The sequence below is a fragment of the Nitrosomonas sp. genome (assembly GCF_019752095.1).
In the GTDB taxonomy this organism is placed as follows: Bacteria; Pseudomonadota; Gammaproteobacteria; order Burkholderiales; family Nitrosomonadaceae; genus Nitrosomonas.
Window position 1 is genome coordinate 1 of the sequence record NZ_JAIEMO010000032.1, and the last position, 13924, is coordinate 13924.

Below are 13924 nucleotides of genomic sequence, written 5' to 3' on the forward strand. Positions count from 1 at the left end.
CCACACAATTATTCCCACTCACGCCAACCTTTAATAAGCGGAAAATAAATTCCTAATTTAATTGGTCGCGAATCAATTTGCCGCATCATTTTTGCATAACAATTCAACTGCTCCTGATAACGAACCTGTTCACAGTTTAGAAAATTTTGAATATCTGCGCCTTCATGACTACTTATTTTGTAATCAATTATCCACCGAATTCCCGTGGAATCATTGAACGTTCTGTCAATCACGCAACTCATGAGCTTATTATCAACAATTCCGGAAATCTTCAATTCATTTTTTGCATGCTGCTGATCCCTCAGAATCCACCGCCCTCGCTCATCACTGATTGCATTGACCAATGCTAAAATCACGCGATCAATCGTGTTTTCCACTTCCTCATCGTCTCCGCTCATACCATCAGCAAGCAAATTCTTTTTAAAACAACCGCGCATCATCTGTATGCGAACAGCATCCCAGCCACGCAGCTCATCTTCAGCAATTTTTCTTAACCAGCGATGCACTACATTACCCACGTGACGAGCCATTTCTCCCGCCCATGAAAATTCAATCTCTTCCAGAATTTTTTTAGTTTCGTATACTTCCTTCCAAGCTATCGATTTTGGAGCATCTGGCAATGCCCATCCTTCCTTCAGTCTATATATGCCTTGATTGTTTATACCACCGACAATCACTTCACAATCTTTGTTTTCTAGTTTAGAGTTCTCATTTATCGTATTTTTTTCAGCTGCTTCATAATAAATTAATTGCACAACAGGCCATAGCTTATTTAGCAGTGAACTCGCCGCTGGCTTTTTAGGTATATATTTTCTTTCTTCATCCTCAACTAGGCTCACATCACCCAACAAATGCAAAAATTTCCTGGCACGTGTCGCAGCCACATATAACAAACGATCCGCTTCATGTTGCTCTTTATTACACTCAATTTTCTCCATCCACTTATAAATCGGATCAGAACTTAGCCCTGTTTCCTGAATAGGCGCAAGTAATAACTCTGGATAAACTAACTTGTGTCCGACTCCAATCCAATCAAGCGGTTGCTCCATCCATCTCAACAATTGCTTATCGCTTCGGCGCTGTTCCCGACCAAGCCCAGGTATAATGACTGTATCAAATTCGAGCCCTTTAGCTTTATGAATCGTCATAATCTGCAAAGAGTTATCTACAACCAGATCCTGTGATGCATAGAGCTCATTCAGTCCTTTCTCAACGCTCGTCAGGTCTCGAATCGTGCCGATTTCTTCCTGTTTCTCCAAATAATCCAGGAAGATCATGGCATCATCCCAGATTGTCGCAATCTCGCTCTTATCTTTTCCAACTAGATTAATACACCCTGGTCCGCCCAAGGCTTGCCAGACTGCCTCGACCGTCATACGTAGCGACTGACGTTGCCGATGAAATATGCAGGGTATTAGAGTTTTGCGTAGTCTTTCGAGTCGTGCCTTTGCATCAGCTGAGATATACCGCCAATAATTTTCATCACAAATTAACTTCCATATGATTGTTTCTTTGGTAGTTGTGTCGCAATTTTTTCCTTTCTGCCCATTGCCGGCTTTAAACAATGCATCAATGTCTTTAAGCAATAGTCCACACCACGGCGCACGTAATAATGCAGACCAAGCTATCTGATCTGCCAAATTTATCAAGGCGCGGGTAAGTATAAGCAAATCTTGAACTACTGGTTTGTAACGCAGCAACTCAATATCAATTGCACGGAACTGCAAATCAGATTCTTTTAACTTCTGAACAATCACCTGCAGATGACTGCGGTTACGCACCAAAATTGCGACGGTATCTGTCGGATAATCATGGCGATTTTGCTTGATAATTTCTACAATCTGTCTGGCCTCACCACCCTGATTTCTATCAAAAAAAGGATATACCCGCACTGAAGCATCAGTAAGCTTAGGGTGTACCGCAGCTGCAGGTGTATAAACCACTGCGCCGGATTGAATCTCTTCACAATCAGGCATAATTTGTGTAAAGGTTTCATTAACCCAATCAATAATGCCTTGCTGTGAACGGAAATTAGCACTGAGCGTGATCGGTTGCAAAATCAGTTGACCAATCCCAGAATTTCTAGCTTGCAAGAAAAGACCTACTTCCGCTTCCCGAAAACGATAAATGGATTGCATCGGATCTCCCACAACGAATAGGCTACGTCCATCTCCTACTTCCCAGCCACCAATAAGTTTTTCAATTAACTTAAACTGACTGATCGAAGTATCCTGGAACTCATCGATTAGCAAATGTTGAATACGATAATCCAATGCCAACGCCAGGTCCGTAGGGAATTCGGAATCCCCCAATGCAAGCAATGCGCGCTGCGTGACCTCCGAGAAATCCACAAAACCACTGGCTTGAAAAATAATCTTAAGTTGTGCGACGGCATACGGCAATAATCTTGTTATTGCACCAAGAATGCTCCATTGTTGATCCGTATAGTATACTGGTGGCAGTAGGCGTATATCGTGCAGAACCTGCCGAAAAATTTCCTCTGAGCCAAGCATAGTGATCAAAGCACTCCATCGGTTTTTCCACATTCTTGCTACATTTTTCTCAATCTTGCTATCGCCAGACGGAAAGCCTTCGTTAATAGAGATTTTTTTTCTCCAAGAACCCTCTCGAGTAAGTAGCAATTCTGCAACTCCATGCCAATATTCGATATCAATTGGAGTCAGGTTATCCATTTGATTAAAAAATATTATGGATGATTCTCTGTCATCAGAAATCAGATTTGCAGCAGCATAATGCAACAAATCTAGTAGCTCATTCTCTAATAAGTTGGGAAATTGTAGCGAAACATTTTGCAATGCACGATAGCGCAAATTTTGTAAAGATTTTTCTAGCTCTTGCCGGGTTCTACCATGTATATGGCGTAGCCAGTGATCACGACGCGCCAGCATCTCGGCAAGTAAAGATTCGAGACGCCCCATGTCGTTATCCAAATGCTCAAGCAGCTGCTCCACATCATCAGCAATTGCATGGTCTTGCTGCATCGATTCTAGCGTAGCTCGTACCGCTTCCAAGTAAAAATTGGTAGCGTCCTCAATCGTCTCAGGCTGCGCTCCGAATTTTGACAGCAAAGGCATCTGTCGTGTCAAGGAAGCGCACAATGAATCAATCGTCTGTATCCGCAGTCGCTCGGGGTGCTCAACAAGATGCCAACCAGCTTGCTGATCACGTAATAAAACAGCCGCTGCCAACTCCTGATTCAGTTTCTCATGAGCAGTTCGAACCTCTTTAGTAGGATTGCATGCAACTTCAATCTCGGCAAGAACCCGAGTACGCATTTCTGCTGCAGCTTTGCGCGTAAAGGTAATGGCCACAACCTCTTCAGGCGTATCGACACAAGCAAGTAATTTTAGATAGCGCTGGATAAGTAGCGCCGTTTTGCCCGACCCAGCCGGTGCCTGGACGATGAATGATTGAGCTGGATCAAGTGCTTGATAACGTTGATCTGCATCAGGACTCAACTTAGAATCAGTCACTTTCCTTGCTCGGCTCAGTCATACCATCATAAATCCGCTCACGAATCCGACAAAATAACTGCATGTCACAATACTTACACGTTGCAGGAAAATTTTTGGGATTTACTTTGGCATCACCATTGCAAAAACCTGTTGCAAGATTTGTCAAATGTTGCCGCCAGGCTTCAATCAAATCCTCCCACGTCTCAAACCGCGTAAATTTATCTAATTGCGAAAAATCTTTTATACCTGGCAATAGATCCGGCTCCCGCAATATTGCCGCAAACCCCATTTCACCTCGCTTTATAACAGCAAATGCGGCACCTGCAGCTTGTTGTCCGATTTCAGTCATTACCAGATATAAAGGTAGTTGCGGCTCATCTAGACGCTCTCCTATCATCGATTGAATGGATTTTTTACTTGTTTTGTAATCGATAACAATACGTTGCCCACCCTCCAATTCATCGACTCGATCTAAGCGTGCATTTAGGATCAAGTCACCTATTTGGATGGTTCGATTTTGTTCTACAGCAATTACCTTAAAATAACTACGCTTCTTCTCTTCCGCCAGCCATCCAAGTGCCAAGCGAAACAAACGTCGTTGTTCAATTTGTGCAAAACGCCCCGAAAGTACTGTAGATCCATATTGCTGCATTTTTGAAATGGCGCTGTTTATAATATCCTTCAACATACGGTCAAGATTGTGATCACCGATGCCATCGAGCGCCTCTTTGGTTTTCAATTGTTGCCATAACTGAGCTAAAACCTGATGCACCAACGAGCCTCTTTCTACTGCATTCAGGCCTGTATGCGGCACATCCAAACTGGTGATAGACAATCGATGCTTAGCCCAAGCGCGAAATGGGCATGCAGCATAATCCTTGATTACCGATGTACCCCCCTTTATGCCTTGCTTGACGATTTCTTTATCCAGTGGTGGCGATTCACAATCTACTATGTATTCCATTTTGCACGATTGGATAATCCGATCATGATGCCGTTCCATATCAGGAAATGCCGACCTACTGAGTGGTATCGATTGAATTAATGGGCTGAGCTTTAATTCATGCCCATCACGATTATCACTATATTGGGGATGACTTAAAACAATATCTCTGGAGCTAGAAAACCACTTCTGCGTCAGTCGTTGGCAGTAGGCAAATGACTCCAGTGTTGACCCCAAGGGTAATTTTGCTTTGCGTTGCAGCTCTAACGGCAAAAAAGGATTCGGATGGGTTCGCAAAGGCCACTGTTCATCAGATAACCCCATGATCCACAAATGATCAAACTCCATTCCGATCGCTTCCAATACACCGATAATTTGCACAGGCACATTAGGTGTTTCAGGCTGAAACAACGTATTGTCTGCCATTTGTCTCAGCCGACCGATGGCTTCATGGTAGCTGGTTTTTGCATTGACTTGATCCAACACTGCAAAATTTGCGACAAGTGTCTGCCACTTTTTAAGTGTCTGATACTCATTCGAATCCAAACTACGCTCTCCAGGGAAACCCAAAATTTGCAATGCCTCGGACATAATTCTGGAAAATACAGTATGACTGGCCGATTCCGGAAGCTTAGTTTGACGAAATATCCTTAACACTGACAAACACTGCAGCAAAATTGGGCATTTTTTTTGTCCATCTGCTTGCAATACGAGTACGAGTAATCGCTCCAAAGAGATTTCAGGTTCAGTATAGCGGCGCATTTGCGCATTTAGCAGCGCGCGTTGACCCATTTCAGCTTCGCTTCCTGCAAGAAACGGCGAACACAACCAATGACTAATACGATTAAATTCTATTTTTTGATCCAGTAATGCCAAGCTTACAAAAGCTGCATCAATCAATGGGTAAGTTGTTAGTGCCAAACCCAACGAAACATTAAAAGGGGCGATACTATGTTTTGCTCCCGGTAGCGCAAATCGGATATCCGGATCCATCACCTCATTAAAAACACGAATCAGCTTATTGCGATAGTTGGGCAGCGCCGGCACCACGATACCCACACGAACACCATAACTAGCTGTTTCAATTCTGGACCTCGCCCATATTGCCGCTTGATGAATCTCCTCTTGACTATTTACATATTCAAACCGCTGAATGTTCGCCAGCGATTGCTGGTATTGTGTAGCTGGATTAGCTATCACCACCTCACAACCGCAATCGCTCATTTTCTTTAGGAAGGTGATTTGCTGTGGTGTAATAACATCGAAGCCGTAACAAACCATTAAAGATGGTTTATCAATACCAAGAAATTCGTATTGTTCTGTAATCAGATCACAAATACGCGCTTGATCTGTTTGCCGGTTAAATGCCGTTATATCTTGATATGTTTTTGCCCAATCTAGAAACACTTTAACATCTTCGTTTGGTGCAAAATTGCCTAAACGATGGATCAATCGCCAAGCGTGTGCGAGATACCACGCTTCACTGACCGAGCGGGCCGTTTGTGAAACTCTCAATAATACTTTTCCATCTTTTGAAGATAGAATAATTGATTCCCAAAGCATTTGCTCCTGATACACAGACAATAACGAAGGCAATATAGATGCTGCTTTAGCATACAATGATTCGAGGTGAATTCGCTCAATTAGCGATGAAAATGGAAGGATATCTGCCGAATACCACGCAGTTTTTTGCTGGTTGATTTGCTCTTGATTAAATTTTTCATTAAGCGCTAATGCAAGCCTCCTGTTAGGTGTAACCACCAAGCAGCCAGCATTTATGCGCTTAGAAATTTCATCAAAGGGAATCTGTGGGAATTGTGAGAAATCAAACATGCGGTATCTAAATTACCGCCATTTTTACTTAGCGTTGCAGTTGATCCAACTTGCCTTTAACACTAGCCCAGTCATCTGCATCAGGCAGTGCATCTTTTTTCTCAATAATCGGGCGCCATGTTTTAGATAATTCGGCATTCAGCGGAATAAAGTGCACCTGTTCATCGGGCACATCATCCTCAGCGTAAATAGCCTCCACCGGACATTCTGCAACACATAATGTACAATCAATACATTCATCCGGATCTATCACTAAAAAATTTGGACCCTCACGGAAACAATCTACCGGACACACATCCACACAATCCGTATACTTACATTTAATACAATTTTCAGTTACAACATAAGTCATGACAACTTCCTTGCTTAACACTTTTATAGAATGGTATATTTTAGCAGAATTCCAATCAGTAATGCCATCACCAAAGCTACTTGAAACGCATATTTTAGTGTCGATACGCGGACAATCATTTTGCTAAATAGATTAAGAAACTGTCAAACCACCCGGCGCTCATCTTAATTATCTATTGGCTATCGCTTGCGCACTCAAATCCACGTATCAATATGCATTATCTTTACGCAAAACGATTAAAACAGTCTTAAGAATGATCCAAAGGTCGAGCCAGATGGACCAGTGTTTAAGGTAATATAAATCGTGTTCAATGCGCGCTTGCATTTTCTCCAGCACTTCAGTCTCACCGCGCCAACCATTAACTTGGGCCCATCCGGTAATGCCGGGTTTGGCTTTATGCCGTAGCATATAACCTTTGATCAATTTGCGATAGAGTTCGTTATGCGCAACTGCATGAGGTCGCGGACCTACGATACTCATACGTCCCTGCAGCACATTGAAAAACTGCGGCAACTCATCCAATGATGTGCGACGCAGAAATCCACCAATTTTTGTGAACCGTTGATCGTTTACCTGTGCCTGTTGAATATTAACACCATCTTCAATAACCGTCATTGAACGAAACTTATAAACAGTGATTTCTTCACCGTTAAGACCGTAACGTCGCTGTTTAAAAATAATTGGACCTGGTGAAGTAAATTTAACTGCTAATGCTATACTTGCCATCAAAGGAGACAGCAAAATAAGGATGAGCAACGCAAGCACAAAATCGCTGATAGTTTTAACTACACCATCGATACCAGTAAAAGGTGATTCATTCATGGCGACTACGGGAATATCACCAATATATTCAAACCGCGCCTGCATCAAATCGAAGATATAAATATCCGGAAGAAAATATATAGAAGTTGTTGTATCCGGTAATTCATCCATTAACTTCTGAATTCGTGGTTGTGATGACATTGGCAAGCTGATAAAAACCATATCAATGCTATGCTTCTGAACATAAGGCACGACACCCTCCAGCCCCCCCAAGCGCGAGCCAAAGTTGACTAATTGGGCAACCGAATCCATTGCATGAGATTGAAATTTATCCGTGATTCGTGCGCTACCACGTTCATCGAAAAAACCTTGAAAATTGATTAGGAAAAAAGGATGCTCCGCAATATGTTTGATGAAGTGTAAACTGTTCTCGTTGATACCAATAACTATCGCCGAACGCAAATTGCCTTTGTGATACAGATTGGAGACGATGCTATGCACTGTAAAATGACTTGCTATCAACATCAAAGGCGTGACAATAAACCAAGTCAGCAAAACTTCCCCAGAAAATTGGTTATGAAATTTGGTGGCATAACCTAGAAATATCAGGATAGTGACAATAATTAGCCAACCCATCACGGTATCGCGCATATAAGCAAGCAAGCGACCCTTGCGCCAGTTGCGGTAAACGAGGATACGCTCGAAAATGTACGAAGAAATAAAAAAAGTGATAATGACTAGTATTAAATAGTAACTGGTGAAATCTTCTTGATAGAACCAGGTTGTCAGTATCAGCATGCTCCATATAATGAACGGATCAAGTAAATGCTTGAAAAAAGCCACGATGGGCAAATCATTAACTGTCATCGTTGTCCATAAGTATATTGTAGGTTGACATTGGCGCCATTGGCGTTAAAGCCGCCGAAAACAGAATCTGATTTCAAGTCAGCATGATAAGCTGAGGCACTGAGCTCGAGACCAAGATAAGGGTTGTATACGAATCTGACAGTAGCATTGCGGATTCTATTGTGTATACCTAAAAAATTGGATAAATCTGGATCAGTGAGATTGGTTATGCGGTCACCAAAATTGCGTGTTTCGTACGAGAAATCTCCTTCCATGCGTACTTTTTCTGTGATATTCCAAAAGGGTATTACACTTACACCGGTATTAAGGCTGAAGCTTGCGGTTAAATTCTGCCTGGCTGAAGTTTCGCGCCATCCACTAAGAGTCAATCCCGTTTTATCTGTGGGTCTCCATTGAAAAATGCCGCGCGCATTGAATCCACTAAAATCGCGCTGTGCAAAGCTGGCATTCAGACGTTCTACCCACCCTCCACGCACCTGCAAGCTGGTTTTACTTGTGACATCCCAGTTAATTCTGGCCATAACCTCTTTTTGATTGTAATCATTATTGACAAATGCTGATGAAGGCTCAAAAGGAAAATTACCATCTATGTAGCGAAAAAGCACCCCAATCGTATTTCTACCAACTGTTCCGCGCGAAGAAACATAGTCAACCCCCCCCTCAAACTGATTTTCAGTGCGTTCAAGGAATCTTAAGCGTGGAACATCAGGAGGAGCTTTGATACCAAGATCATAGTGTGTAAATTCACCGTTCAATTTCCATCTGGGATGAAACCGCCAGGCTGCGTTAACGTATTCTGTCAGTTCAGTACGGATAGATTTAATACCTGGCTGAAACAGGAAAGGCGCCAATGATTGTGTATAACTGGCTCCCATATTACCTTCTAGCTGGTTGCCTATCAACCAGTTCCAGTTGCCGCTAAAATTTTTCAGATTGTTGTCCATAATGCTAAATCTATCAAACTGAACGCGACTATAGTTAAAGTTAGCACTTAAGCGCTGCCGGCTGATTTCCTTCTGAAAAATAACACCGCCGGTAAATCGATGCGACATATCAAAAAGATCTTTTTGAAGAATTGCACTACGAATAGTTCCATCAGGAAGGTTGTCGACCCTCTGGTTATCCCTGAAGCGCAATATATTGTCATCGGCAGTATAAGAATAACTTCCGAAAGGCTGTATCACTTTTCCAAAAGTCTGCTGTGCATGAGTAGATGAGCTAAAAAAAACCAACATCATGCATCCTGAAACAAAAGACCCGAACCGAATGGATCGTAACAAGTCAATCACGCTGGACATAAGACACTGACAGATGTACGTAACCGTACTTTCACTAAACAGATATTTCATCAACTTCAAATTCTCAGAGTTCGCATTATCATTACCTGAATTTCGCAGATATTTGACAGAATCGCCTTTCCTTTCCCTTAGCATGTTCTCATAAAATTATTTTTAACAACAATTTTTCTATAAGAAAAATCGACTTTTTGATCCATTCCTACCTAAGTGTCGCTATTTTTAACAATTAGGTTTAAATTAATGATACAAAATGTCCTGTATATGTTACAGAAATTTAAAGCAATAGAATTACGGCACAATCTTCAATAACATTAGAACAGAATGAATAAATGTCAATCACAACATGAGAGGAGCGACAGATATAATGATGATGTCGAGGGAGGTGAAAGTTTAATCTGAGTCTTGCAGACTTAATTATTGAATCGACTTCTTTGCTTATTTGATTGGAAAATCAGTTGAGTAACTCGACCGGCAATGATCCATAGGAGAAACTGATGAAATTCACATCACTTACACAGCGTTTTGCTGTCTGGTTTACATTGGTTTCTTTATTGCCCATATTGTTCATTGGGAACAGCTTACTGCACACCTTTGAAGCCGAGATAAAGAAATCTGCTATTCAGAATGTCTCTGCTATCGCTGACAAAAAAGCCGAGCAAATTGACTATTACCTTCAAGAACGTTTGCTTGATGCTTATTTAGCAAGTGGCACAAGTACAACCCATGAAGCAATTGTTAAATTCTCCGCAACTTTTGAACAAAATGGGGTCGACTCCGATGAATATCACCAGCTGGATAAGATATATCGTGAAAGCTACAAACGCTTTTTGGACAATGCCAAGTATTACGATCTGTTTTTGATTTCAACTCAAGGAACAATCGTTTATTCTCAAGCACATGAATCTGACTTTGCAACTAATCTGCGGACTGGCCCCTATCGTGACACCGGTTTAGGTAAAGTCGCCCGCCATGCGCTAGATAATTTAGAAAGCAGTATTTCAGACTTTGAATATTACGAACCATCCAAAGGCGCTATAGCCGCGTTCGTTGCGACACCTATTATTATTGAGGGTGAAATTAAAGGGGTGCTAGCGTTACAAATCTATAGTCAACTCGTGTTTTCAGTAATTTCAAATAACGTGGGTCTTAGAAATAGCGGAGAAACAATCGTTGCACGACTTGAAGATGATCAAACTGCTTTGGTAATGGCTCCAATGAAATATGATCCTGATGCCGCATTAAAACGAAAAATACATCTTGATAATCCACCATTGTCCACAGCAATCCAATATGCTCTAGATGGCGATTCTGGTGGCGCATTAACTGTTAATTACCGTGGCAAGGAAGTTGTGGCGGCATGGCGTTATTTGCCGCGATTGAAGTGGGGTATGGTGGTAAATATTGATGCCGATGAGGCATTCGCTTCTGTTTATCATGTACATTTTGTTGGTGTAGTGATTGTTATTCTAACCTTTATCGCCGCTTTATTCGGGGCCTTTTTATTTAATCGCCGTGTTGTCGACCCTTTGAAGCACTTGAACCAAAGTGCTCTGGAAATCTCGACGGGTAATTTACATCAGCGTGCCGCGATTGAAGGTTGGGATGAAATGAGGCAACTTGCGCAAACATTTAATCTTATGGTGGAACGGCTAAACGCCAGTAACCTTGAGCTTGAAAATAGAGTTGCCGCACGCACAGACGATTTGCAACGGGCAAATTCTGCTTTAGCGATTAAAGAAGAAGAAATGCGTTCTATTGTTGAACACATGGTTGATTGCGTGGTAACCACCGATGAAATAGGCACAATTCTTTCTGTCAATCCAGTAATGGAAAAGCTATTCGGTTATAGCCATGATGAAATGATAGGACAAAATGTGTCGATCATCGTGCCTGAGCCGGATCGTAGCCAACATATCAGTTATATGGAAAATTATTGCCGCACTGGGCATGGCCAGGAATATGTCGGCCGCCCTTATTTGTCTGGATCGCATGGCATCGGGCGTGGACGTGAAGTAGAAGGCATTCGAAAGAATGGCGAACGAATTGAATTATATTTGGCGGTCAGTGAGTATTTTGTGGGCGAAGAGCGACACTTTACCGGTGTACTGCGGGATATCCGTGAGCATGTGCGCATTATGAATGACTTACGGCAAGCACGGACTGAAGCAGAGCAAGCCAATAAAGCTAAATCGTCTTTCTTAGCCGCTATGAGCCATGAAATCCGCACACCGATGAATGGTGTAATTGGCATGATTGACGTACTTAGGCAAACCAGTTTGACTGGCTACCAAATGGAAATGGCTAACTTGATACGCGATTCTGCTTATTCGCTACTTTCCATCATTGAAGATATTCTTGATTTTTCAAAAATTGAGGCCGGTAAGCTGGAAATAGAAAAGATTCCAATGTCATTAGCAAGTATTGTAGAAAACGCTTGCGGTATGTTGGCACACGTGGCACTCAGCAAGAAAGTAGAACTAACCTTGTTTATTGATCCGGAAATCCCAGAAAATATGCTGGGTGATCCCTTGCGACTTCGCCAGGTATTAGTAAATATCATCAATAACGCAATTAAATTTTCCAGTAAGCAGGAAAAGCAAGGCAAAGTATCGGTGCGAGTATTATTGACTGAATCTAATCCCGATCAAGTGGTGGTAACTTTCCAGGTCACCGATAATGGTATCGGCATGAATAAAGAGACTCAGGAGAAACTGTTTAAATCCTTCTCTCAAGGTGATCCTTCTACCACACGGCGATTTGGTGGAACCGGGCTCGGTTTGGCAATATCGCATCATCTGGCAGAATTGATGGATGCAGAAATCACGGTGCAAAGCGAACCTCAGCATGGCTCCACTTTTATTATACAAATGCCTTTTAAGCCTTTAACCAAGATCTCATATGCCGACCACAAGATCGATGATCTCGAAGGCATGAATTGCTTGATATTAGGTGAAAATGATGGATTAAGTAGTGATCTGGCTATTTATTTAAAAAGTGCAGGCGCCGTGGTCGAGCAAGTATCCAATCTCACAAACGTTGATCAAGTTATCCAAAAGCTTGCACCTGGTTTATGGCTTGTTGTTATCGATGCCGGAGAGGAAGTGCCTTCCATTGAAACATTACGCGCTGCGTTTAACGCCCGCTCTGAAGTTATAAAGAAAGACGCTGATACAGGCTTGTACCAACCGCATCCATATATAGAGCCTCGATTTGTGGTGATTAAACGAGGTCGCCGGCGGCAAGCACGTATCGAAGATATCGACATTATTACATTGGATGGCGATGTCATGTACCGTCAATCGTTATTTCGCGCGATGGAGATCGCCGCCGGAAGAATAGATGCAGAAACAGAAGAAGCGCCTCCTCTGAACATCATCACATCAGCGCCTAAGCCCATTTCACGTGAAGAAGCCTTAAAGCAGCGCATGCTGATTCTGGTAGCAGAAGATAACGATATTAATCAGAAAGTAATTCGCCAGCAACTCAATCTGCTGGGATATGCGGCAGATATTGCCAGCGATGGCAGAGAAGCATTGAAACGTTGGCAAAGTGGTGATTATGATTTGTTATTGACTGATTTGCACATGCCGGAAATGGATGGATTCGAGTTGACAAAAGATATTCGAGCAGTAGAGACCGATCAAAAACATATTCCGATTGTTGCCTTGACAGCGAATGCGCTAAAAGGTGAAAAGGAACGTTGCCTGCAAGCCGGAATGGATGATTATCTAAGCAAACCGGTTCAGCTTGAAGATCTGCGCTCGATACTTGAAAAATATCTACCCAATCAGCAATCAATTGAGGCTATCAAATCTGCTTCTCTACCTGATTTATCCAACAGCAAAGCCAAATCCGAGTTAGCCGAAACACCGCTCAATATCCATGTTCTCGAAGAACTAGTTGGAGATGATCCGGTAATGATAAAGGAAATGTTGCTGGATTTTCGCAGCAGCGCGGAAAAAATTGCTGCAGAGCTCCATACGGCTTATCAGACTGGTCAATTAACAACGGTAGGTTCATTGGCGCATAAACTCAAATCGTCGGCACGTTCTGTTGGTGCACTTACATTAGGTGAATTATGCGCACAAATGGAGCAAGCAGGTAAAAACAGTGATGCAGAAACACTAGCTGTATTCTTTACAGCATTTGATGCGCAGTTAATAAGTATCAAAACTTATCTAAGTGCTTTATATGCGAAAGATGAATGACGTCAGGCAACACAATTTTTCGTTGTTGAGGCAATACGATTAACATGATTCTGTATCTGCATATATCATGTTGCAAATCTGTGTTTGGAATATAGAAGCAAGTAATGAAATATAGTGGAAATAATTAAACACAATGCATGTTTCCCGAGACAAATTAAGAATCAGCAATAGACTACTACCAAACT

The 13924-nt window shown here is 42.2% G+C and carries 6 protein-coding genes; 1 reads left to right on the top strand and 5 read right to left on the bottom strand.

Translation table 11 applies throughout. The features are described 5' to 3' along the window. Nucleotides 1–8: 8 nt before the first annotated feature. The 5 genes from K2Q13_RS09625 to epsL all read right to left on the bottom strand — a co-directional run bounded on the left by K2Q13_RS09625 (nt 9) and on the right by epsL (nt 9582). Entirely contained in the window at nt 9–3494 is a 3486-nt protein-coding gene (locus K2Q13_RS09625) for a UvrD-helicase domain-containing protein (protein WP_292920848.1), read from the bottom strand. Next, a complete protein-coding gene (locus K2Q13_RS09630; RefSeq protein ID WP_292920849.1) occupies nt 3487–6252 on the bottom strand; it encodes a PD-(D/E)XK nuclease family protein in 2766 nt (921 codons plus the stop codon). Before K2Q13_RS09630 ends, K2Q13_RS09625 begins: the two co-directional genes overlap by 8 nt. A 28-nt stretch (nt 6253–6280) precedes the next feature. Beyond that, a complete protein-coding gene (fdxA, locus tag K2Q13_RS09635; protein ID WP_292920850.1) occupies nt 6281–6604 on the bottom strand; it encodes a ferredoxin FdxA in 324 nt (107 codons plus the stop codon). 207 nt (nt 6605–6811) lie between these two features. Beyond that, the gene (locus K2Q13_RS09640; RefSeq protein ID WP_292920851.1) at nt 6812–8233 is read right to left on the bottom strand and encodes an undecaprenyl-phosphate glucose phosphotransferase; all 1422 of its coding nucleotides are present in this window, start codon (nt 8231–8233) and stop codon (nt 6812–6814) included. Beyond that, nucleotides 8230–9582: an XrtB/PEP-CTERM-associated polysaccharide biosynthesis outer membrane protein EpsL gene (gene epsL, locus K2Q13_RS09645; protein WP_365725704.1), complete on the bottom strand. Its 1353-nt coding sequence runs from the start codon at nt 9580–9582 to the stop codon at nt 8230–8232. The genes K2Q13_RS09640 and epsL overlap by 4 nt, the downstream gene beginning before the upstream one ends. Before the next feature lie 443 nt (nt 9583–10025). Between epsL and K2Q13_RS09650 the strand changes: the two genes are divergently transcribed. Further along, nucleotides 10026–13739: an ATP-binding protein gene (locus tag K2Q13_RS09650; RefSeq protein ID WP_292920853.1), complete on the top strand. Its 3714-nt coding sequence runs from the start codon at nt 10026–10028 to the stop codon at nt 13737–13739. Nucleotides 13740–13924 lie beyond the last annotated feature (185 nt).